Below are 24,576 nucleotides of genomic sequence, written 5' to 3'. Positions count from 1 at the left end.
ACTAGCACATTGCTAGGGGTATTCTTGCACATTCCTTCGATAAAACGGCCTTCTAGGCAAGTAAACTCCAAGGATTCTCCTAGCAAACCCCTAGAAAGTGCAAGCCAAACGAGGTGTAGACAACTTAGAGAAGCCTTAAAACAAGCATTTCTAAATCTACATTTTTAATTCCTAACAGAAGCATCTCGCTAGACATTTGTCCTAGACTGCTGAGAAAAATATGACTACCTTTGCCACGCAAAAAGTAATAAAAATGAAAGAACAAAATACAGCAAAAGGTGTTTTCTTAGTTGCTATCGGAGCGTCTAGTTTCGGTATGTTAGCTTCGTTCGTAAAACTGGCTTATGCACAGGGATATACGACTGCAGAAGTAACATTGTCTCAAGTACTTATTGGATTGATCTGTGTGACCTTAATCAATATGCTTCGCAAGAAGTCTAGTGATGAGCAAAAGGCGACTTCTAAAGATATTAGACAATTAATCTTAGCGGGTACTTCTATGGGATTCACTTCTGTACTATACTATATGGCTGTGAGCTATATCGATGCTTCTATCGCAGTAGTTCTCTTAATGCAGTCTGTGTGGATCGGTATCGTATTAGACAGTATTGCGACTAAGACTTTTCCTAATCTACTAAAAATAGTTTCTGTTATCTTAATCTTATCAGGGACAGTACTAGCGACTAATGTATTGTTTAGTGAAATCAAGTTAGATATTAGAGGAGTGATATTTGGTTTTATGGCAGCGTGCTCTTTTGCTACTACGTTATTTGCTTCAGGGCGTATCGCTAATCACTTAGCTGCTCCTAAGCGCAGTATGTTTATGCTATGCGGTGCAGCGACTATCGTATCTATCTTTGTGATCATTACACAGATAGGACCTAATAACTCTGATGCGATGATGAGCTTCTATACGATGTTCTCTGACAATACTTCTGGTATCCGTGATTTTGACTGGAGTATCTTCTATGGATGGGGACTTGTATTAGCCTTATTTGGTACTGTACTGCCTCCGATATTCTTGAATATGGGATTCCCATTGACAGGAGTTGGCCTAGGTAGTATTATCTCTTCATTAGAACTACCTGCGTCAGTAACAGTAGCTTTCTTTGTTCTAAAAGAAGAAGTTATCTTCATTCAATGGATGGGAATATTAATGATACTAGGAGCTATCGTATTGATGAATAGCAACCTATTATTTAAAAAGAAAAAAATTGAGGTAGTGGAATAACCTCCTCATTGTAGTTTTTATATATAATTTTAAAAAGCCTTCTCTTGCTAATCAAAAGAAGGCTTTTTTATTGGATTGAGTTACTTTATACTTTTCTCTTCGTTCCAGTAGTAGCTATCTGGATAGATACGTTCGCCGAAGATGGCAGTACCTACTCTCACGATGGTAGCCCCCTCTTCTATCGCTATCTCTAGATCATGGCTCATTCCCATAGAGAGCTCCTTCATTTCTACATTAGGCAGTTGTAGTGCTATAGCCTCTTGTTGTACTTTCTTTAATATTTTAAAACAAGGTCGTACTAAACTCTCCTCTGCGCTGAATAACCCGATTGTCATTAGCCCCTTTATATGTAATCGATCATACGTAGCTACTTCTTTTATAAAATCAATAGCTGCTTCTGGTGCTACCCCAAACTTACTGTCTTCATCAGAAGTATTCACTTGGATTAATACATCTATAGTTCTATCATCTCTTTCTAGGAGTTGTTGTAACTTCTCTACTACACTGATGCGGTCTATAGACTCTATGCAAGTCACACCATACTTCAGGATATCTTTAATCTTGTTGGTCTGTAGATGTCCTATAAAATGTCTAGTACAGTTATCTGTACCTATACCTTCATACTTATCCCTTAGTTCTTGTACTTTATTCTCTCCTATCAGAGGATATCCCTCCTCTATAGCCATCTTTATTCTATCTGCATCTACCGTCTTAGTAGCGAGTAGTAGCTGCACCTCATCTCTAGAACGACCACTGTGTACGCATGCTGCTGTAATACGCTTTTCTATACTTGCTAAATTATCCTTTATTCTAGTTTTCATACTTCTCGATTTAAAAAAGGATATCCCAAAGATTGATACTAAGGGATATCATGAACTAAACAACAGTTAGATTTCACTTTAGACTATTATCCATTACTGTTAGTACAAATGTAATATTCCTTTTGATCAAATAGATAACACAGATTTAATAATATAAGCTAGTCCAGATGTTCACTAAGCGACTCGCTGAAAATAGTGATTTTGCGAAACAGAACATAAAATATTGCCAATATGTGAAAATAATAAAAGAGACTTCTTTACTTTTACCATCTATAAAACACAAACAAAACCATTTAAAAAAGAACCTATGATTAAAAAGATTTTCTCATTAGCCATTTTATTCTCTACACCGATGTTCAGTCAGGTAGCACGAGATACTATCTGGGTAGATAGCTATGACTATGTAACAGCTAAAAAGAATGCTGAATCTTTTAAAATTGCAAAAGATATCAAAGGCGAACCTACATTAAAATCAATAGAAGTGTATAATGCGGCTTCTAAAAAAATAGAAAGTAAAGGAAATGGAACTCTTGAAGAAGGAGGACATATTCTATATACAGGAGCTGTAAACTATTATAACAAAGAAGGAAAAATAGACGCTACTTATACTTATGATCAAGATAATATGATCACTAAGGCAGAGACTATAGATCCACGTAATGGCAATAAATATATATGTACTTATAGCGATAATATGATCCAAGATGGTCAGGCTATCTATAACTGGCAAGGAACGTATATCTATGTAGAAGCTGAGGGAGGTATATATACTCGTTATGAGATTATAAACCCTAAGAATGAAAAGAACTATGTCGCTTATATCTTCGATGAGAATAATTATATCACAGAAGAGAAATACTTCGATGTAAATGGAGAGCTAAAGCAGCAAGCTAATTATAGTGGAGGGACACCTTATGCAGGGTATGTGACTACCTTAGACTACAACAACTTCACGGTACAGTCTATCAGCGAATATAGTGATGGTGTTCTAGTCTCTACTGTAGCTTACTATACAACAGGAAAAGTGAAGAGTAAATCTACAACTGTGGCTAATGTAACAACAGATGTGTACTATGATCAGTCTGGTAAAGAACTAGGTACCTTTACGAGTAAATTAGAAGACGATGGATATTCTACTTATCAGGAAGGAACTAACTACATATTCAATACATATGATAGTCATCCTGATGAAATCTACTCTATCTATACCTATAAACAAAATGTACCTGTACAGGTAAAAGAATACTATACATTCCCTAAAAAGAATGTAGTGAAGTCTATTACGTATAGCAATGAAGAGAGTTATATCCAGAAAGTAGAATACTTCAATGAAGATGGTAGTTCTAAAGGACAAATCACTTATAACGAGGATGGATATACTCCTAAAGAAGGGACTATGATAGCAGATAATGTAGTCTCTATTTATAAGAATAGCAAATTAGTAGAAAGAACAGAAACGTATGAAAATGGCAAGGTATTCGAGGTTACAAAAAACAATACTTCTGTATACTATGATCAAAAGGGAAAAGAGATAGGTCGTATTGACTTTAAACTAGATCCTATCTATGGTTCGATGTCATATATTACTGGTACTAGATATGTATTATCTAATGATTTAATTTCTACTGTTGCTAAGTATGAAAAAGAATTATTAGTATATCAAGCTGATTATGATACAAATACTGATAAAGCAGTATTATCAACAGAGTCATACTATTCTAACAATGCGTTAATCAAAGAAGTAGAGTATCATGACAATGGTAAAAAGGCAAAGGTATCTATTTATTCGCCTAACTCATACTCTTATTCTCCTGTAAAAGAAACACATTTCGACAAAGCAGGAAAAGAAATAGGTACGTATGACTATATCTCTCAGACAGGTACTCGTATAGAATTATCTTATGACAAACAAATAACTTCTATAGAGAAATTACAAGGTGGGAACCTTCTTTCTAAAAAGGGATATGCATTAAAAACAGGTAGTAACTCATACGCTACTAACTCTTATTTCTTACAAGCTGATATCGACTATAATAAGCAAGGAAAATTCTATAATGAAAAAGGAGAAGTAATCTCTACAGCTACTTATAAAGATGGTGTTCCTTATGAAGGAACAGTGACTATCATAGACTCGTATTACAAAACAGAAACTGTTTATAAAAACGGACATAAAATAGGCAAAGAGACTATTCAATATTCTAGTGGAGATGAGGTTATCAATATCAACTACTATGATGATAAAGGTGATCTTACTAAAATAGAGTCTTATGAGAACAGTACTCTTAAATCATCTAGTGAGTATAAAGACAATGTGATACACGGTGTCTCTACATACTATGATAGTGAAGGAGAGGTATTATCTACGCTGACTTACAATGAAGGAGTTCCTTATGAAGGAGTATTAACTGAAGCTTCGTATATAAACTACACCACGAAAGGTTTTGAGAATGGAGCGTTAACTTATGTAAAAGTTTACAACGTGGATGATGCTTATTCACCTACGAACTTACTGATGGAAGAGAATTATAGAACTTCTACTTCATTCGAAAGAACTATCTATAATCCAGAAACAGAAGCTATCGTGTATAAATACAATCTTACAGATAGTGAGCTAGATGGAGCATACCAATACTATGAAAATGGTAAAGTGAAATATCAAGCTACTTTTAAAGAAGGAACATTAGTAGATGGTTCTGTAGCTATAACTGACTTTAATTATGAACCATACAGCTATTATTATTCATATGAAACTTCTCAAGATACTTCTAAGTACACTGTATTAAATAATAAGAAAGGTACTTATACGATCAGTATTCTGAATACTGATGATAATAAAGAAGTATTTAAAATGGAAGCGAAAGTTAAAAAAGGAGATCATAGTTTAAACCCATTGGCTAGTAAAAAAATAAAACTAGAAAACTTATACCCAAACAATGAGTATAATGTAATGTCATACTACAGTAGTCCTTATGACTATGCAGTAGATGCAGCTGCTACTGCTGTAGCAGCGGAGGTGCCTGTACCTGCATCTGCATACTAAGAGACCTATAAATTCTATAAACAAAAAAAATCCCAAGTATAATACTTGGGATTTTTTTGTTTATAGAAGTATCATCCCTCTTTATTTTAATCAACTATTTTGATATAAATATTAATTTTATTAAATTAGACTTCAATAAAATTAAACAAACAATTCACATTATGTCAATTAAACCCAAACTACCTATACATTGTCCCAGTTGTGAAAGTGAACTAAAGGTCACTCAGCTATCTTGTGAGCACTGTCAGACTATCGTCAATGGTAACTTCTCTTTGCCCCTACTCTTACAGCTGAGTAAAGAGGAACAGGAGTTTATCTTAGCCTTCTTTTTAAACAGTGGGAGTCTAAAACAAATGGCTTTACAGATGAACATCAGTTACCCTACTGTCCGAAATAAGCTAGATGATATGATAGAACATATCCAACACTTACAGAAAAAAGAATAACTCACTATAAACAACCAACCTTATGACACTCAAAAACTACATTACAAAACCATTTGAAACAATTCAGGAAAAAACGCTATTATGGATTGGAATAAGCACAATCTTAATCAGTTCACTATTTGCTTACTTAACTCATGCTCGTTTTGATGGAGTAATAGATATGCATGTTGGAAGTAAAGTATTATGGTATCAACCTTTACTTGACAACATTGTCAATACCTTGTGCTTAACTTTATTTCTTTATCTGCTCTCATTATTACAACCTACGAAAACACGGATTATAGATCTACTAAATGTTAGTTTAATAGCGCGTATTCCCATTTACTTTACTTTGATTACAAATATTGGAGGTGTTAATCAAGAAACTGGCGAATATATCATTGCTAACATCGACAATCCAGCAGCAATTTCAAATTTGCCTATGATTAATTTAATTGTACTTGGTGTAGGAGCGCTTTTGTTTTTTGGGGCACTTATTTTTATTGGAATCTTAATTTACAAAGGCTATAAAACTGCTACGAATACTAAAAAGAACTCCCATCTAATTCTTCTAATTCCTGCCGTACTAATTGCAGAAATAGTATCTAAACTGATAGCATACAAATATTAATCATTAACCAACACAACAACACTATGAAAAAACTATTAACTACACTTATCGTATGCTTTGCTACTTCATTTAGCTTTGCACAAACAGCTGTTCAGATAGACAGTGAAATTGATGGTGACTTATACCTAGCTAATAAAGACAGTAAACAACTTGCCATTATAATAGCGGGCTCTGGTCCAACTAATAAGAACGGGAACAGCCCTGCAGGGGTAAATGCGAACTCGTATAAGTATCTTGCTCAAGGGCTAAAAGAGAATGGTATCAACACCTTCACGTATAACAAGAGGATGTTTGCTCAAATGAAGAACCAGACAATGAATGAAGCTGATGTAACTTTTGATGATAACGTAAAAGACCTCAACCTTGTTATTGATTACTTCAAAAGGGACTATCCAAATATTGTATTGATAGGACATAGCGAAGGAGCTTTAGTCGCTACATTGGCTAGTCAAGACAATAGTACTGTATCTAAGCTTATCTCACTACAAGGGCCAGGAGAGACAATAGATAAAACACTGTATAAACAGATAACAGCGCAAGCACCTTTCTTTGCGAAATCAATAGAAGACATTCATGCTAAACTTAGAAAAGGCGAAATAGTAGATAGCATCCCTCCTATACTACAAAGCTTATATCGCACTTCTGTTCAGCCTTACCTTATCTCTTGGATGAAGTACGATCCTACTGTAGAACTTAAAAAAGTAAAACAACCTATTTTAATCTTACAAGGGGATAAGGACTTACAGGTCAAGACAGATCAGGGAGACAACTTAAAACAAGCTGTACCTGCTGCAACTCTTGTGACAATAAAAGGAATGAATCATGTACTAAAAACAGTTGTAAAAGAGGATGAGAACTTAGCATTATACAAGAAGCCTGATGTGCCTCTTCACGCTGAACTAGTACCTATTATTGTTAATTTTATAAAGAAATAATATGACCGTATATTTTGTTATCGCTATAATGTATATAGGAATTAGTTTTCTTCTAACACCTACTAATGCTGACAGTATGTTAGCAGGTTACAATACATTATCAGAAGAGCGCAAAAAGCTTTATGACATCACCTCTACTGTTAATATAATTAACCGAACAATCCGCTGTACGGGTATAGTATTAGCTCTTTTAGGAATAGTCTTCTATTTTATTGATGTATCAGAGTTTATACATTTTATCATACTTATTTTCAGTGTACTCCCATTATTGATTTCAAATATTTATACGAGATTAAAGTATTCTTCAGATCCTATGCGCTGGTATGAATGGGTACTATACTTCATTACTTTATTTGTCTGTGTTGTTTTACCATTTATTAGTTAAAAAAAACAAAGGCTTGTTTAATAATACATTCTAAACAACTATAACTAAAAAAGCCTCGCAAATGCGAGGCTTTCTATATCTAAAGCACTAGTAGTGCCATATCTTTTAATGCTTGTGCTGGTTTAGAATACCAGAATGGTTCAAAGTCTTCATTCGTAAACTCCTCAAAGCTCTTTTTCATTTCTTGATACGTCATTGTTTGTGATGCTTTCTCTTTTAATGTCTCTACAAAGTGTACAAACCAATCTCCCACTACTCTATCCACATCTACAGCAATAGTTTCTTTCTTGGTATAAAACACCAACTGAGCCATCTCAAACACTCTGTTCTTTTTCTTCTTTTCGAAGTATTCGATATAAGGGAATGTCCCCAACCATAGTACCTTTTGATTCGGTTTACACACCGTTAGTGGTTCATTGTTTAAACAGCTAAAAATATAATCAGAAGCTATACTTGTACGAGGTACTTTAAAATCGAACCATTCGTTTAACGGCCAGTCAAAACACATGCCATGCATGAAGTTAAACAGTGATTTCTTTAGTCCATACGAGAACTTATCATGTATAGCTCCGTTCATCTCTACGTGAGGCACATCATTATTAGCGAATGTACCCATCTCAGCATGTACACGTTCTACCTTGTATTCCTCTGGGTTCATACCTACTGGTGAATGAGCAGTCATCGCAAACTGATGCCAAAAGCCCGATTGCATTACTCCTGCTTCAAACAACTGACGCACCATCTCAAGGCTGTCTATTGTCTCTTGTGCCGTCTGTGTTGGGAAACCATACATCAGATAAGCATGTACTAAAATACCTGCCTCTGTGAAGTTTCTATTCACACGAGCTACCTGTTCTACTGTAACTCCCTTATCTATTAATTTTAATAATCGATCTGAGGCTACCTCTAATCCTCCTGATACTGCCACACATCCTGAAGCTTTTAATAATAAGCACAAGTCTTTCGTAAAGCTCTTCTCAAAGCGGATGTTCGTCCACCAAGATACTGTTAGCTTACGTCTGATGATTTCTAACGCTACCTCGCGCATTAGGGCTGGCGGTGCTGCCTCATCGACAAAGTGAAAGCCTGTCTCTCCCGTCTGCTCAATTAACGTCTGCATACGGTCTACAATCTGCTTAGCCGCTATTGGTTCATATACCTTGATATAGTCTAAACTAATATCACAGAAAGTACACTTACCCCAATAACATCCATGCGCCATCGTTAGTTTATTCCATCGACCATCACTCCACATACGATGCATAGGATTCACCACCTCTATCACAGAGATATACTCTGTCAGCAGTAAGTCTGAATAATCAGGAGTACCTACCTCAGCCTGTTTATAGTCGCGCTTCAGCGGATTATTGATATACACTACCTCACCATCTTTAGCGATAAGCGTACGCTTTAACTCCTCTTGTGTTATCTTTCCTTCTACATATAGAATCAAGTTCTCCAGTGGAGCCTCTCCATCATCTAAAGTGATAAAGTCAAAGAATTCAAATACACGTACATCTTTTAACGAACGCAACTCTGTATTAGGAAACCCTCCTCCCATCGTGATTTTGATATGAGGATAATTCTTCTTAATGTACTGAGCACATCTAAAACTGCTGTATAAATTACCTGGGAAGGGTACAGAGAATCCCATTATCTTAGGATTAGTCTTATCTATTAGCTGTTGTAATAGATCAAGGGTAATCTCATCGATATAAGTCAAAGGCTGATGTAGTGCTTCATACATCTCATCAAAGGTATGAGCAGAACGACCTAATCGCTCAGCATATCTACTAAACCCAAAGTTGGTATCTACTGTCTCGACAATGAGATCAGACAAGTCCTCTAAGTACAGTGTAGATAAGTGCTTCGCCTTATCTTGTATTCCCATTGTACCGAATGCCCACTCTAATTCTTCTAGTTGTTCAAAGCGAGATGCTCGTGGAAGGTAATCTTCTTGTACGATAGCATGTGCTAATGTAGAGTTCTTTCCTTGCAAGAAAGCAATAACAGCATCGATAGTAGAGATATAATCCTCTTCTAAAGCAAGAATACGATGTATATTAGGAGATACTTCTTCTATGTGTTCATGTACATAATCAAACAAGTCTATCAATCCTTGTTTACTAAACAATTTCAATATAACCTCTATTCCCAAATCAGCCTGATAACTGTCAATATTCAAAGTATTCAAGAATCCCTTGATGTAAGCAGTTGCTGGATAAGGTGTGTTTAACTGGGTAAACGGTGGAGTTATAAAAGCAATTGTTGTATTCACTATATCTAATTTTGGAGTGCAAAGATACTACTATTCAACCGAGTAAAAAACTGTATATGATATGCATTACTTCTTATTTAATCAACATTTAACAAACTATAAAACAACACATTACACAGTACTAAAAGTTCTTACCTCTTTTTCAGAGAACACTACATCAACACCTTACGCAGATATATCTTAGAATACCCTAAAGGATAATCCTTCTCTTCTGCAAAAATCTCATACCCCAAAGATTGGTAAAAGTCAGAAGCTTGAAACGAAAAAGTATTAAGTGATATGTATTTACAGTTGCGCTCTACAGCTACCTGCTCTGCTACTAACATGAGTTTCTTCCCAAGACCTTGTCCTCTATGACTCTCTTTCACAGCGAGGTTCTGTATCTCTAACGTCCCCCATAGTGAACGGCCTAATATCCCGCCTATCACCTCTCCTTCTTCCACTAAAGTAATCTCTAATGCCTCATTAATACAAGCTGATAAATGTGTCGTATGACTTACATTATAAGAAGATAATATCTCCTTAATCGCCATTGCATTATGATCATCTATCTCTGTAGTTATCTTTATTTCCATCCTAATTCGTGTTTCAGTTTATACTAATCTAAAGTACTAAATCTTAATCATACCATAACTTATTTCTATTCAATTACCATTTAAAGAATTTAACATATTCCTATCTTTGCCTAAAATATTAGAAATATGGAGAACAATAGTATTCCAATTTACAACATCTGTAACCTACTTGACAATAACAATATATCCCAAGACTGTGTGATATATCGCTTAGAAGAGTATATTTCTAATAGACCGAATATGGTGTCTGCTCCTCATAGACATGCATTCTATCAAATTCTATTTGTAGCAGAAGGGAAGGGAATACACTCTATTGACTTTGAGAAATTCTCTATTGAGGAGAAATGTTTATTTTATCTGAACCCTTCACAAGTACACAAATGGGAATTCGAACCTGGTACAAAAGGGTTTCTTATCAATTTCAATGATAACTTTCTACGTACATTCTTAGTTAACCCGAATTATCTAAAGGAGTTTACTTTCTTTGGAGGAAATGCTCAGTACTCTAAGTTCTCTTGTGAGAAGTGCTATGAGACACTACACACTAAGTTCGAAAAGATGTATTATGCCTCTTTAGAGAACCAACCCTTACAGAAAGACTATATCAAAGTATTAATGTTAGAACTGTTCTTAGAGACACAACTATTCTTAGTCAAGAAAGTATTTGAGCCTGAAGAACCTAATGAGACTAAGGGTGCGCACTTCATTATCAAGAATTTTGAAAAGCTCGTAGAAGATCATTTTATAGAAAAAAGATTACCTGGAGAATATGCCGATATGCTTCACATCACTCCTAATCACCTCAACTCTTTATGCAAAAAGGTAGTAGGAATAACAGCAGGTGAAGTTATCCGTAATAGAGTGATCTTAGAATGTAAACGATTATTGGTCAATGCCGATTTATCGATTACAGAAATCTCTTATGAACTCGACTTTAAGAACAATGCTTACTTCTCTAGATTCTTTAAAAAGAACACAGGACTATCCCCTGAAGAGTTCAGAAAACAGAACTAAAAATTGATTACTTAAATACAATTCGCTTTTATCACACTATTCTAAATTGATTAGTATAAATATCACCACGTTTAGTGTAATATATTTCAGTAGGTAGGGTTCTAACTTTGCTGAAAAATAATACATTATGGATTTCCCTCTATTTCATTTAGACTGGTTGAACGATCGTTTCCTCATTGCGATGATAGCGATTATTCACGTATTTATAAACCATGGGCTAGCCGTTGGGTTCTTGCCCTATATTACATTATTAGAACAACAAGGAGTAGTCAAAAGTGGACCAGAAGACATTACTGATCTTGCCTGGGATAAGATGGTACACCGTATGATGATGGTCGGCTTTGTGATCACAACCACGATGGGAGCGATGACAGGAGTCGGTATATGGTTCTCAGCAGCACTAATTAGTCCTAATTCTATCGGTAGTTTAATCCGCGTTTTCTACTGGGGATGGTTTACAGAATGGATTGTATTCGTATTAGAAGTAGTTTTTATCATGATTTATTTCTTAACCTGGAAAAACTCTAATAAATCTCTGCGTGCTAAACAACGCCATATCCGATTCGGTTGGTTCCTTTCTGGATTCTCATGGCTGACTATGGCTATTATCGTAGCGATATTAGGATTTATGATGGATCCTGGTAACTGGATACAAGAACAATCTTTAGTAAGTGCATTAACTAACCCTATTTACTTACCTCAGCTATTATTTAGAACACCAACTGCTATGGTCGTGGCAGGAGCCTTTGGTTTCTTACTGATTATGTTGTTCACTAAGAAGTCTAGTGCGATCAGACCTACAGCTCTTAAGACTACTGCTATATGGGTATTACTATGGTTGCCACTATCTATTCTAGCTTCTATTTACTACTATAACGTGATACCTGATGCGATGACTGCTAATATGAGTACTGCGGTAGGTACTATGGACTTTGCTAAATACTATGATTTATTAAAATACATTATACTTATAGCGACAAGTTCATTAGCTCTGTTAGCAATTTGGACACTGTGGAAACCTAAGAAAGTCAATCTTATTATTGTGATTATTCCTTTTGTACTATCACTTGGTTTCTTAGGAATATTCGAACGTGTACGAGAATTTATCCGTAAGCCTTATGTCATTGGTAACTATATGTACTCTAACCTGATCAGAGAAGAAGACTATCCTCTGCTACAGCGAGACGGTATACTAAAGCACTCTACTTATACCTCTATCACAGAGATTACAGAAGAGAATAAACTAGAGGCTGGTAAAGATGTATTTATGATAGCGTGTTCTCGATGTCATACTAGTCAGGGGATTAACTCTATCATATTCGTCTTCGAAAAAATGTATGGAATAGGCAAGCCTTTAGATATCAACTCGATGAAAGCGTATATACCTAATATGCACAACGGTAGAACCTATATGCCTCCTTATCCAGGTAACGAAGAAGAACTAGATGCACTAGCACATTATATTTTCTATTTACAACAGAGTGGTGCGACACTAGAAGGGGCACAGAGTGCTGGAGCACATCTTAACCCTACTCACTCTGTAGAACATTTTATAGAACAAAAATTAAACAATAACAAAGATGAATAATACTCCATTACCTAAAGATATACCCTTAGACTTACCATTACCAGAGTGGTTACTAGTTATTCTATTAGTAGTTTCATTCTTAGCACATATTGTGTTTGTAAACTTAATGGTAGGAGGTTCTATAGCTACGCTATGGGCAGAAATAAAAGGACTTAAAAACAAAGAATATGATGTACTAGCACAAGAAATAGCTGCGACAATAACAGTAAACAAATCATTAGCTGTAGTACTAGGGGTAGCTCCCCTACTGAGTATTAATGCACTGTACACCATTTATTTTTACACAGCTAACTCCTTGACAGGGATTATGTGGATATTGATTATCCCTATGGTAGCGATTGTTTTCCTATTGACCTACTTACACAAGTACACTTGGGAAGCAATGGCAAATATGAAATTGTTACACATATCTATCAATGCTCTAGCAGTGATTATGTTCTTATTCATTCCCCTAATCTTCTTAGTGAATATCAATCTGATGTTATTCCCTGAGAAATGGATGAGTGTAAGAGGATTCTTATCTGCTTTAGCCTTGCCAAATGTATTCCCTAGATACTTCCATTTTATCTGTGCATCACTAGCCCTGACAGGTCTATTTATCACTTGGTATATGGGACGTAAGAACTATCCTTTTGAAGAATACTTTAAAGTATTCACTAGAGCGAAGGTTAAACGTCTTGGGTATCAGTTAGCATTAGGAGCATCAGTAGCTCAGTTTTTATTTGGTCCTATCGTGATGGCTACTTTACCTGCCAAAGGGTTTAGTTGGGCTATGATGGGAGTGATCTTATCTGGTGTAGCAGTAGCTGTATATGCAGTGTACTATATGATAAAAACACTAAGAGGTACAGATGACCAACTAGACAGATACTTCAGAAGAATAGTAATCTCTATGGGGATTGTAGTCGTATTCATGGGAAGTGGACGTCATGTCTATAGAGCCAATGCCATTAATCCACACCGAGAACTGATGGCTCAAAAGACAGCCGAATTTGAACAAGCATCCAAAGAAGCAAGAGAACAAGCTGCTAATGCACAAGAAGAAGAAAAACAAGCGATAGCAACTGCCGAAGCTTCTGGTGATAATACAGCTAAGGGTAAAGCAGTATTTAATAGCTACTGTGCTGCCTGTCATAAAGAGAAGACACCACTAGTAGGGCCTCCTGTGACAGAAATGCAAGAAATATATGCAGACAATAAAACGGATCTAATCAAGTGGATTAAGTCTCCAGGTAAGAAACGTCCTGATGCACCACAGATGCCTCCATTCCCTCAGATCAATGATACGGATATGGAAGATCTGACTCAATATATCTTAAACATTAAATAAGAAGATTATGATTATTACGATATCACTATTTCTCATCTTAGCCATCCTGATCGTCTCAGGTGTTATCATTTCTAAGGTGATTAAAATCTACCTCTACTCTTCTAAGAATAAGGAGATGTGGAAAAAAGAAATTAAAGAAGAAAAAGACTATCAGTTTATAAAAGGTCTTTACTAACTCAGTGTTCTCCCCAGCACTGCGCACATTGTATCCCTCATTAGTAGATAAGTATTGTATTTCCTGTAAGGTGATCTATTATTGTCATATCAAGAGAATGCTCCCAAAACTCTCTTTTTTATAGATTACTTACATCACTGTTCCCAATACCTTATCTATTCTAATGGGGGATATTTTTATTCCCTCCACTTCAGGTTACAACTCTGTTATTTACTTCTCAGACCATTTTATCAATTCCTCTTTGGCATCATATACAGACTGTGCATACCATGCGTAGATATTCATAATCATATATCTTTCTATGCTTCCATCTGTACTCTTCATAGATACCATGATAAGGTGAATACGTCCAAGATTATACTTTTTGACGTTGACTAACTGCTTAGCTGTATAGTGTTTCTCACTTCTAAAATACTTTTTGAGTACCAGCTTATCTTCCCTTATATAAGCAGTACAGAGGTATATAACTTGACTCACTGTTATACATGTAACTAACACCGTAATTACATACTTTATAATCACAAACCAATAATCTCCAACATCATGACTGATTGTAGCAATACTACAAAACAGAATGGTCAACAATATATTTAGTATCAGATGTCCTAATGAATACTGATAGGACAATCTCTTTTCTTGTGCAATCATCTAGTTAAAGAGTTTAATTATTTCAAAGAAAAGATTTTAACCTCTATAAATAAAATTTTCTAGCCGTATACTAGATCAAATAACTATAAACTTGGCATAATTAGCTATAATCGGGGATAAGAAAACACCTACTCTATCGCCAAAAATTATGTTCAAATAAGATATCGTCCATTAACAAAATCATTTAAATACAATCTCTCAATATCCATAAACTTCCACCTCCAACTATTCTGTTATTAAAAAGATTATTACGATAGTAATATTATGGGCAAGTGATACCATAGTGGTCGCATTAAAATTGGCTAAAATTATGCGACCACTATCCCATCACTATGCGACCACTATGCGATCAGTCAAATTAGGATTTGTCTCATCCTACTATAACTGTACACTTGTTGTTCATAACCCTGATTTTAACTATAGACTTGTTTATGCTTTTTATTCTTCAAAAGATAAAGTACATTTTTAACTAATATAATTCTTTTAAAATAAAGTACTTTTAACCAGGGTAATTCAATTACTAAAATGAATTTTATAACACCATATCAACCTTTATAATAGACCTCTTACAAAATCGAGTTCAATAACAAGCAATATGTTCAACAACAAATACATCTTCTAAATGATAAAGTTACTTATAGAAAAACATAAAGGTATCATCACGTATGACTCCTTATCTCATTTAAATTTTAATGATTTTCCTGCTGAGGTAATAGATGAGTTAAAAGAAGATTTGCTTCAAGCAGCGTTTGACAACCAGATCATACTTGATATTGGCTGGTATCCAGAGTTTGATATCAATGGACACTTTAGCGTACAAGTTATTGCTAACTACAACTGGGAAGCACCACTGTATAAAGAGAACTGTAAGTCCTTTACCTGTTTAGAAACAGCTGTTATCTCTACATTAAGGTACTGTCAGTAAACATACATTATGCCACAAACAGTTTATGCTATTAGCAGAGACTATTCGTTTCTTAATTTTAATAGATTTTCATGTGAATGCATCTCTCTAAACCACTGTTAGCACAGATATAATATACGATACGTAATACAAAAAAAAGCGAAAGGTCGGAGAGTTCTCCAACCTTTCGCTTTTTCATATAATTGTAACATCTATACCATTACTCATCGAATGAATTCCATGGTATTAATACCCCTGTATTTTCTATTAAATCATATTCTAATTTATACATAGGAGTATACAGCTTTCGGTAACCTGCCTTGCTAATAATAGGTTCATCACCTTGTCTAACTCTTACCTCTTTATGATCTGATTCAAAACTTAAGACTGGCATTTGCTCTTTTCCATCAAGCATGTTTATAAATCGTTTATCATTCTTTGGATCTGTCACCATTTGCCCTCCTTTATACACTTTAATTGTGATTTTAGTTGGAGCAGTTGGTGGTTTAGAGTTACCATAGTTATTCCACCTTGCAGACATACCGAACTCAAACTGAGTAGAACTTTCAGGATACCCTTGTAAGACTGTATTCAAATTAGGAATATCGGCATAAGGATTTTCACCTCCACTTTCTCTATCATCTCCTGGATATACTAATAAAGTCTTACCGTCTACTTTCAGCTCATCCAAATAAAAGAAACCAACAACCTTCCCATCAATTTTAGCTACATTTGTTTTCATTAATTCAGTAGCAGAATCAATATCTGTTTGACCTCCATCACTTGGTGGTGATACATATCCATACTCCATAACCAAATAGTCAAATGGAGGTAGTAATCTATAATTAGCATTTTGCTCTACTACTATAGTTCTCACAATTTCAGGTTGATCAAGATGTCGAACTTGTATATTACCACGTACAACCCCTGTTGCTTTAGCAACTCCTAACTCGAACTGAAGATGGCCATTTACGTTTTTAGGTGCTTTCGTCCAATTAAAAGCGTTTCGATCATAATCGAATACTTCCCAGTTAGCACTCCCTCCTCCATAAGCCGTAACAATACTCGATGAATTTATTGCGCCATCTACACTACCAGACCCTACTCTTAAGACAGATTTACTAAGTACTAAATTCAAATTACTCACTTTTAACTGTGTGAAAACCTCAGGCTTATCAACCAATCTAAAAGTATAAATCTCATCACCAAAAACGGTCTCGCTTCTCGTAAATGACAATGTACTTACTTTGCCGTTTGTAACACTTTCAAATGTAGAGACACCTATGTCTCCTTCAACACTTTTCTCCCATGCTAAACCATCTTTTTTAGCCGTCAATGTCACTTCCCCTGTTGGGTTATTCTCCCACAGAAATAGTTGATCAGTACTAAGTGCCAATTCTAATATTTTCCCTGGTCCACCAATAAAACCCCACGATTCTCCATCCCATGTATAGATTCCCTTTCCTTTACCATCTTGCAAATCTTCATTCATATTATAAACAACCAAGCCCGTATGAGCCATATCCTGAACACTTTTATCATACCCAGGTTCAAACATAGGATATAGCATCTCCATATCTGTTAAATCCACTCTCGGTAGACTAAGTCCCTTATTGGCATTTGCTTCAGCCCCTGTTTTATTATCTAAATTTTTTAACTGTAAAAGAGATCCTTCTACAGCAGGTTCACCAGTACCAACCGTAACCTGAGCTAATGCGCTATTAGTTATGACAAACAACATAAGCAAAACAAAAATGCATTGTCTTACTCCATGACATAATAATATTTTTCTCATTTGTTTTTTATTTTTACAATTATTCATCGAATGAATTCCATGGTATTAATACTCCAGTATTATCTATTAAATCATATTCTAATTTATACATAGGAGTATACAGCTTTCGGTAACCTGCCTTGCTAATAATAGGATCACTACCTTGTCTAACTCTTACATCTTTAGGATCTGATTCAAAACTTAAGACTGGCATTTGCTCTTTTCCATCAAGCATGTTTACAAATCGTTTATCATTCTTTGGATCTATCACCATTTGCCCTCCTTTATACACTTTAATTGTGATTTTAGTTGGAGCAGTTAGTGGGGTAGAATTACCATAGTCAGTCCACCTTGCAGACATACCGAACTCAAACTGAGTAGAACTTTCAGGATACCCTTGTAAGACTGTATTCAAATTAGGAATATCAGCATAAGGATTTTCACCTCCACTTACTCTATCATCTCCTGGATATACTAATAAAGTCTTATTGTCTACTTTCAACTCATTCAAATAAAAGTAACCAACAACCTTCCCATCAATTTTAGCTACATTTGTATTCATAAATTCAGTAGCAGAATCAATATCTGTTTTACCTCCGTCACTTGGTGGTGTTACATATCCATACTCCATAACCAAATAGTCAAATGGAGGTAGTAATCTATAATTAGCATTTTGCTCTACCACTATAGTTCTCACAATTTCAGGTTGATCAAGATGACGAACTTGTATATTACCACGTACAACCCCTGTTGCTTTAGCAACTCCTAACTCGAACTGAAGATGGCCATTTACATTTTTAGGTTCTTTCGTCCAATTGAAAGCGTTTCGATCATAATCGAATACTTCCCAGTTAGCACTTCCTCCTCCATAAGCCGTAACAATACTCGATGAATTTATTGCGCCATCTACACTACCAGACCCAACTCTTATGATTGGTTTACTAAGTACTAAATTCAAATTACTCACTTTTAACTGTGTGAAAACCTCAGGCTTATCAACCAATCTAAAAGTATAAATCTCATCACCAAAAACGGTCTCGCTTCTCGTAAATGACAATGTACTTACTTTGCCGTTTGTAACACTTTTAAATGTAGAGCTACCTACGTCTCCTTCAACACTTTTCTCCCATGCTAAACCATCTTTTTTAGCTGTCAATGTCACTTCCCCTGTTGAGCTATTTTCCCACAGAAATAGTTGATCAGTACTAAGTGCCAATTCTAATATTTTCCCTGGCCCACCAATAAAAACCCACTTTTCTTCATCCCATGCATAAATTCCCTTTCCTTTACCATCTTGTAAATCTTCATTCATATTATAAACAACCAAGCCTGCGTGAGCCACATCCTGAACACTTTTATCATAACCAGGTTCAAACATAGGATACAACATCTCCACATCGGTTAAATCCACTCTCGGTAGAATAAGTCCTTTATTGGCATTTGCTTCTGTACCTTGTTTATTTTCTAAATTTTTTAACTGTAAAAGAGATCCTTCTACAGCAGGTTCACCAGTACCAACCGTAACCTGAGCTAATGCACTATTAGTTATGACAAACAACACAAGCAAAACGAAAATGCATTGTCTTACTCCATGACATAATAATATTTTTCTCATTTGTTTTTGTTTTTTGTATTCTTACAACGATTCTTCTTTACAAATATCGTTAAAATAATAACAATTAACACATAAAAAAACATATTAAATAACTCGTATGTAAAATAAAAACAAAAATTAACCATTAAAAATCAATTATTAACAATAATTAAATTTAAATAGATATTAAAACAATGAAATTCAGCTACAAAATTGTCAGATTCTTATTTATCAAGTATTAATCGATATTGGAAAAACACTAAATAATTTAATCTTTTATAACTAAACAGTCTATTCAGAGAAAGAGCAAACCTAACATTACAGGTAAAAATGTTTATAGAATTAACTTTGGTTTATATATAACTCTTTAATTTATAATTTAAATTAGCAAAAAATAAACACTATGCCTTTAGACAAAATTACGTTTCAGAACGCGGGCTATTTTTCAAAACTAATGGTAGATTACCTCAATCAAGAGGCTAATCTAAAACACTTATATAATCACTTTCCTACTATAGAAAACTTTAAACAACAGTTAGACGAGAAGCGTGCTAACTATCCGATAGAACACAGAAGTGTACTCTGTCAGGCGTTGTTAAGTCAATATAAAAACACAAAGACTTCTGAGAAGACTTTAGAACATATAAATGCATTAGCGAAAGAAAACACATTTACAGTTACGACTGGACACCAGTTAAACTTATTTACGGGTCCATTATACTTCTTGTACAAGATTATATCGGTTATTAATTTAGCCAAAGAACTGAAAGCTAAATACCCAGGCGAAAACTTTGTCCCAGTATACTGGATGGCAACAGAAGATCATGACTTCGAAGAAATTAATCACTTCGTATTTGAAGAAAAAGTGATTTGCTGGAACAGAGAGAGCAAAGGACCAGTAGGGCGGTTAAGTACTGAAGGTCTGGATAAAGTATATGAAGTATTCCAATCTCATATAGGAGTAGGTAGTAATGCTACCTATATAAAAGAACTATTTGAAAATGCTTATCTCAAACATGACAATCTAACAGATGCTACACGTTACTTAGCAAATGAACTATTCGCAGAGTATGGACTGGTAATTATAGATGGTGATGACGCAGAATTAAAAAAATTATTTGCTCCTCATATTAAAGAAGAATTACTTCATCAGAGTGCTATCAAAGAAGTTGAAAAAAGCTATGATACACTATCAGAATACTTCATACAAGTGAATCCTCGTGATATCAACTTATTCTATATACAGGATAATCTTAGAGAAAGAATTATCTATGAAGATGAGGTATATAAGGTAAATAATACGTCGATCACCTTCACTAAAGAAGCAATACTTACAGAACTAGAGAATCACCCTGAATGCTTTAGTCCTAATGTGATACTGAGACCGTTATATCAAGAAGTAATATTGCCTAACCTATGCTATACTGGAGGTGGAGGAGAATTGGCATACTGGTTAGAACTGAAGAAAGTGTTTGATTTACACAATATCACTTTCCCTATGCTATTACTGAGAAATTCAGTATTATTAGCAACTTCTAAACAAGTAGAGAAAATGGATAAACTAGAGCTCTCTTGGAAAGATATGTTCATGAAACAAAGTCTCTTAATCAATGCGAAAACGAAAGAATTCTCTTCTATTCAATTTGATTTTGAACAGCAACGTCGATTCTTAGAAGAGCAGTTTAAAACACTAGAAGAAATAGCTTTACAAACAGATAAATCGTTTATCGGAGCGGTGAATGCTCAGAAAGTTAAACAACTAAAAGGGTTAGACAATTTAGAGAAAAGACTGCGTATCGCTGAGAAAAGAAATCACGCTGACAAGCTAGAGCGCATTACATTATTACAGAATGAATTATTCCCTAATAATAGTCTACAAGAGCGCATCACAAACTTCTCTGTATATTACAAAGAATATGGTGATCATCTGATCAAAACTCTATTTACACAACTAGAGCCGTTAAATCATGAATTTGACATCGTCATTTTATAATACAAAGCAAAAACTAGTATATTAACTATTACATAGACATATTTAGATTAAAACAAACATATTAGTGAATAAATGCCATTTACAACACAGATGGCATTTATTTTTATAAGATATTGAATTTTAATGTTTTTAGGGAAATGTTGATAAATAAGATTTCGTAGAGTCGCAAATAATCGTATTTTTACCAATTATAAAAACATTCTTTTGGTAAAATGGGTAAAATCATTGCTATTGCTAATCAAAAAGGTGGTGTAGGAAAAACTACAACATCAGTTAATCTTGCTGCTTCATTAGGAGCACTAGAGAAAAAAGTACTTATCATAGACGCAGATCCTCAGGCCAATGCTTCCTCAGGATTAGGAATCGATGTAGACTCAGTAGAGATCGGTACTTATGAAATATTAGAGCACAGTAATACGCCAGAAGAAGCGATTGTGGAATGTACAGCTCCGAATGTATATCTAATCCCCGCCCACATTGACTTAGTGGCTATTGAAATTGAGTTGGTGGATAAACCAAACCGAGAATACATGCTTAAAGAAGCGCTTAAATCTGTCAAAGATAAGTTTGATTATATAATCATCGACTGTGCTCCTTCTTTAGGTCTACTTACATTAAATGCGTTGACAGCTGCAGATTCTGTAGCTATACCAATTCAATGTGAGTACTTTGCATTAGAAGGTCTTGGTAAATTATTAAACACAATTAAAAGTGTTCAAAAAATACACAATCCTAATTTAGATATAGAAGGATTGTTATTAACGATGTACGACTCTCGCTTACGCTTGTCTAATCAAGTGGTAGAGGAAGTACAGAAACATTTTAACGATATGGTATTCGATACTATTATCCAACGAAATGTAAAATTAAGTGAAGCACCTAGCTTTGGTGAGAGTATCATTAACTATGATGCTACAAGTAAAGGAGCTACAAATTACATCAATCTAGCAGAAGAAATTATTCGAAAAAATAGTTAGACTTCTCTAGAATTATTATTTAGAATATTATGGCAAAGGCAATTAAGAAACAAGCTTTAGGAAGAGGACTATCGGCTCTATTAAAAGATCCGGATAACGATATTAGATCAATTGAAGATAATAATGCAGATAAAGTAATCGGCAATATTATAGAGCTAGACATAGACTCTATTGAGATAAATCCATTCCAACCTAGAACGAACTTTAACGAAGAGTCTTTACAAGAATTAGCTACGAGTATTCGAGAATTAGGTGTAATACAACCTATTACAGTTAGAAAAATTGAATTCAATAAATACCAATTAATCTCTGGTGAACGTCGTTTAAGAGCTTCTAAAATAGTAGGTCTAGACTCTGTGCCTGCTTACATCCGTATAGCGAATGACAATGAGTCTCTAACGATGGCTTTAGTAGAGAATATTCAACGTCATGATTTAGATCCTATCGAGATAGCGCTATCCTATCAACGTCTAATGGAAGAAATAAATCTAACACAAGAACAAGTAAGTGACCGCGTAGGAAAGAAACGTTCTACTATCGCTAATTACTTGCGTCTATTGCGTCTAGACCCTATCATCCAGACAGGAATAAGAGACGGATTTATCACTATGGGACATGGTCGTGCGATTATTAATATAGAAGACTTAGATGTACAGACAGATATCTATCACAAAATCATCACAGAAAACTTATCTGTGAGAGAAACTGAGGCTATCGTAAAAAAATATCAAGAACAACTAAGAGGTATAGTATCACCTGCTCTACCTAAGAAAAATACAGAATTTAATGTTCCTGAAAGTTATTCGAAATCATTCGGACAATTCTTTGGAACAAAAGTAGATATTAAAGTTTCTAATAATGGAAAAGGGAAGATATCTATTCCTTTCCACTCTGAAGAAGACTTAAATCGTATTATCAAACTATTAGAAAATTAGTGAAACACAAGTTATTAATCCTATTATTCTTCATAGGAGCAGTCTGTCACCCCACCTATGCGCAGTCTGTAAATGAAGAAGATGTACCTACTACGAAAAAAGAATCTGCAGAATATAAACCTTTAGATCCTGTAGCTCCTTCTCGTGCGGCATTTTATGCCTCTGTTATTCCTGGAGTAGGTCAAATCTATAATAAGAAATATTGGAAAGTACCATTAGTATACGCAGGTATAGGAATACCTACATACTTCTGGATGGATAACCAAAAACAGTATAATAGATATAGAGACGAATATAAAAAACGTCTACAAGGTGTTAACGATCCTAACGACCCTACTTTTGGAGGATTAGACAATGATCGTATATTAGAAGCTCAAAAGTTCTATAGACGTAATAGAGATTTATCTGTAGTAATCACAGTTGGTTTTTATGTTCTAAGTATCATAGACGCTAACGTAGATGCTCACTTGATGCAGTTCAACGTTAATGAGAACTTGACTATTAAGCCTGCCTTTGAGATAGACAGAATGAATCTTCAGAATCAAAATCAGTTCCAATACGCGATAAATGTAGAATATCGCTTTTAAAATATTTATCCAATGAAAATTGCTTTATTAGGATATGGCAAAATGGGTCAAATCATCGAGAGAATTGCCATAGAAAGAGGTCATGAAATAGCACTTCGCAAAAGAAGTTCTGATACTTACGAAGGGCTAAAAGATGCAGATGTAGCTATAGACTTCAGTGTACCTTCTGCTGCTGTACAGAATATTACAACTTGTTTTGAACTAAATATCCCTATTATATCGGGTACCACAGGTTGGTTAGAAGAATATGATAAGATGGTAGATCTATGTACAAAAAGCAATGGTGCTTTTTTATATGGATCTAATTTTAGTTTAGGAGTAAACCTATTCTTTGAGCTAAATAGCTATTTAGCTAAGATGATGAATAATCTTAATGATTATAAAGTATCTATGGAAGAAATACACCATACCCAAAAGTTAGATGCTCCTAGTGGAACAGCTATTTCTTTGGCTAATGGCATTATTGAGAATACAAACTATACAGCATGGACACTAGATACCCCAGACGCTAATGAGATACATATCGACGCAAAACGCATAGATAGCGTACCTGGTACACATAGTGTATTCTATGACTCTCCTATCGATCAAATAGAGATAAAGCACACAGCTCATAATAGAGAAGGCTTTGCTCTAGGAGCAGTAGTAGCTGCTGAATGGATACAAAATAAAAAAGGAATATTCTCTATGAAAGATGTTCTGAATTTAAAAAAATAATTATCTTCACTAATAATCA

Annotated in this window: 22 protein-coding genes; 16 read left to right on the top strand and 6 right to left on the bottom strand. The window is 34.8% G+C overall.

The annotated features are described in order from the left end of the window. Positions 1-253: 253 nt before the first annotated feature. Complete coding sequence (locus AABL85_RS05065) at positions 254-1,231, top strand: EamA family transporter (protein ID WP_286436838.1); 978 nt, start codon at positions 254-256, stop codon at positions 1,229-1,231. Positions 1,232-1,311: 80 nt separating this feature from the next. Here the strand turns inward: AABL85_RS05065 and AABL85_RS05060 are convergent, their stop codons facing one another. Next, a complete protein-coding gene (locus AABL85_RS05060) occupies positions 1,312-2,052 on the bottom strand; it encodes a YggS family pyridoxal phosphate-dependent enzyme (RefSeq protein WP_341309379.1) in 741 nt (246 codons plus the stop codon). A 307-nt stretch (positions 2,053-2,359) separates the two neighbouring features. Between AABL85_RS05060 and AABL85_RS05055 the strand changes: the two genes are divergently transcribed. The 5 genes from AABL85_RS05055 to AABL85_RS05035 all read left to right on the top strand — a co-directional run bounded on the left by AABL85_RS05055 (position 2,360) and on the right by AABL85_RS05035 (position 7,468). Further along, on the top strand, positions 2,360-5,092 hold the full coding sequence (locus tag AABL85_RS05055) for a hypothetical protein (protein WP_341309378.1): 2,733 nt from the start codon (positions 2,360-2,362) through the stop codon (positions 5,090-5,092). A 161-nt stretch (positions 5,093-5,253) separates the two neighbouring features. After that, the gene (locus AABL85_RS05050; protein WP_286413889.1) at positions 5,254-5,538 is read left to right on the top strand and encodes a DUF2089 family protein; all 285 of its coding nucleotides are present in this window, start codon (positions 5,254-5,256) and stop codon (positions 5,536-5,538) included. Positions 5,539-5,560: 22 nt separating this feature from the next. Next, a complete protein-coding gene (locus AABL85_RS05045) occupies positions 5,561-6,148 on the top strand; it encodes a hypothetical protein (RefSeq protein ID WP_341309377.1) in 588 nt (195 codons plus the stop codon). Positions 6,149-6,171: 23 nt separating this feature from the next. Further along, on the top strand, positions 6,172-7,083 hold the full coding sequence (locus tag AABL85_RS05040) for an alpha/beta hydrolase (RefSeq protein ID WP_341309376.1): 912 nt from the start codon (positions 6,172-6,174) through the stop codon (positions 7,081-7,083). Position 7,084: 1 nt separating this feature from the next. Then, positions 7,085-7,468 (top strand): DUF3784 domain-containing protein, encoded by a 384-nt coding sequence (locus tag AABL85_RS05035; RefSeq protein WP_341309375.1) that lies wholly within the window; start codon positions 7,085-7,087, stop codon positions 7,466-7,468. 79 nt (positions 7,469-7,547) lie between these two features. Here AABL85_RS05035 and AABL85_RS05030 read toward each other — a convergent pair whose 3' ends face one another. Both AABL85_RS05030 and AABL85_RS05025 read right to left on the bottom strand, forming a co-directional pair. Next, positions 7,548-9,746 (bottom strand): B12-binding domain-containing radical SAM protein, encoded by a 2,199-nt coding sequence (locus tag AABL85_RS05030; RefSeq protein ID WP_341309374.1) that lies wholly within the window; start codon positions 9,744-9,746, stop codon positions 7,548-7,550. A gap of 152 nt (positions 9,747-9,898) precedes the next feature. Continuing rightward, the gene (locus AABL85_RS05025) at positions 9,899-10,321 is read right to left on the bottom strand and encodes a GNAT family N-acetyltransferase (protein WP_155092194.1); all 423 of its coding nucleotides are present in this window, start codon (positions 10,319-10,321) and stop codon (positions 9,899-9,901) included. A 126-nt stretch (positions 10,322-10,447) separates the two neighbouring features. On the opposite strand from AABL85_RS05025, the gene AABL85_RS05020 reads away from it, so the two are divergent. The 4 genes from AABL85_RS05020 to AABL85_RS05005 all read left to right on the top strand — a co-directional run bounded on the left by AABL85_RS05020 (position 10,448) and on the right by AABL85_RS05005 (position 14,428). Continuing rightward, positions 10,448-11,335, top strand: a complete 888-nt coding sequence (locus AABL85_RS05020; RefSeq protein ID WP_341309373.1) for an AraC family transcriptional regulator — start codon at positions 10,448-10,450, stop codon at positions 11,333-11,335. A gap of 127 nt (positions 11,336-11,462) precedes the next feature. Further along, positions 11,463-12,923 (top strand): c-type cytochrome, encoded by a 1,461-nt coding sequence (locus tag AABL85_RS05015; protein ID WP_286413906.1) that lies wholly within the window; start codon positions 11,463-11,465, stop codon positions 12,921-12,923. Further along, complete coding sequence (locus AABL85_RS05010) at positions 12,916-14,253, top strand: c-type cytochrome (protein ID WP_286436828.1); 1,338 nt, start codon at positions 12,916-12,918, stop codon at positions 14,251-14,253. The genes AABL85_RS05015 and AABL85_RS05010 overlap by 8 nt, the downstream gene beginning before the upstream one ends. A gap of 7 nt (positions 14,254-14,260) precedes the next feature. Beyond that, on the top strand, positions 14,261-14,428 hold the full coding sequence (locus AABL85_RS05005; RefSeq protein ID WP_286413910.1) for a hypothetical protein: 168 nt from the start codon (positions 14,261-14,263) through the stop codon (positions 14,426-14,428). 210 nt (positions 14,429-14,638) lie between these two features. Here AABL85_RS05005 and AABL85_RS05000 read toward each other — a convergent pair whose 3' ends face one another. Next, positions 14,639-15,076, bottom strand: coding sequence for a hypothetical protein (locus AABL85_RS05000; RefSeq protein ID WP_341309372.1), 438 nt, complete (start codon positions 15,074-15,076; stop codon positions 14,639-14,641). 622 nt (positions 15,077-15,698) lie between these two features. On the opposite strand from AABL85_RS05000, the gene AABL85_RS04995 reads away from it, so the two are divergent. Next, a complete protein-coding gene (locus tag AABL85_RS04995; protein WP_341309371.1) occupies positions 15,699-16,001 on the top strand; it encodes a hypothetical protein in 303 nt (100 codons plus the stop codon). A gap of 199 nt (positions 16,002-16,200) precedes the next feature. Here AABL85_RS04995 and AABL85_RS04990 read toward each other — a convergent pair whose 3' ends face one another. After that, positions 16,201-17,775 (bottom strand): hypothetical protein, encoded by a 1,575-nt coding sequence (locus AABL85_RS04990; protein WP_341309370.1) that lies wholly within the window; start codon positions 17,773-17,775, stop codon positions 16,201-16,203. A 19-nt stretch (positions 17,776-17,794) separates the two neighbouring features. Further along, entirely contained in the window at positions 17,795-19,369 is a 1,575-nt protein-coding gene (locus AABL85_RS04985) for a hypothetical protein (protein ID WP_341309369.1), read from the bottom strand. Positions 19,370-19,751: 382 nt separating this feature from the next. Between AABL85_RS04985 and bshC the strand changes: the two genes are divergently transcribed. The 5 genes from bshC to dapB all read left to right on the top strand — a co-directional run bounded on the left by bshC (position 19,752) and on the right by dapB (position 24,557). Further along, the gene (bshC, locus tag AABL85_RS04980; RefSeq protein ID WP_341309368.1) at positions 19,752-21,341 is read left to right on the top strand and encodes a bacillithiol biosynthesis cysteine-adding enzyme BshC; all 1,590 of its coding nucleotides are present in this window, start codon (positions 19,752-19,754) and stop codon (positions 21,339-21,341) included. A gap of 212 nt (positions 21,342-21,553) precedes the next feature. Continuing rightward, positions 21,554-22,318, top strand: a complete 765-nt coding sequence (locus AABL85_RS04975) for a ParA family protein (protein WP_006257090.1) — start codon at positions 21,554-21,556, stop codon at positions 22,316-22,318. A 29-nt stretch (positions 22,319-22,347) separates the two neighbouring features. Beyond that, on the top strand, positions 22,348-23,253 hold the full coding sequence (locus tag AABL85_RS04970) for a ParB/RepB/Spo0J family partition protein (protein WP_286413923.1): 906 nt from the start codon (positions 22,348-22,350) through the stop codon (positions 23,251-23,253). Next, positions 23,253-23,840 carry a DUF5683 domain-containing protein gene (locus tag AABL85_RS04965; RefSeq protein ID WP_341309367.1) on the top strand — a complete coding sequence of 196 codons (588 nt, stop codon included), beginning with the start codon at positions 23,253-23,255 and terminating at the stop codon, positions 23,838-23,840. Before AABL85_RS04970 ends, AABL85_RS04965 begins: the two co-directional genes overlap by 1 nt. 12 nt (positions 23,841-23,852) lie before the next feature. Continuing rightward, positions 23,853-24,557, top strand: a complete 705-nt coding sequence (gene dapB, locus AABL85_RS04960) for a 4-hydroxy-tetrahydrodipicolinate reductase (RefSeq protein ID WP_341309366.1) — start codon at positions 23,853-23,855, stop codon at positions 24,555-24,557. The last annotated feature ends 19 nt before the right edge of the window (positions 24,558-24,576 follow it).

It is taken from the genome of Myroides odoratimimus (genome assembly GCF_038039805.1).
Taxonomy (GTDB): domain Bacteria; phylum Bacteroidota; class Bacteroidia; order Flavobacteriales; family Flavobacteriaceae; genus Flavobacterium; species Flavobacterium odoratimimum_B.
This window is presented reverse-complemented; position numbering and strand designations above follow the sequence as displayed.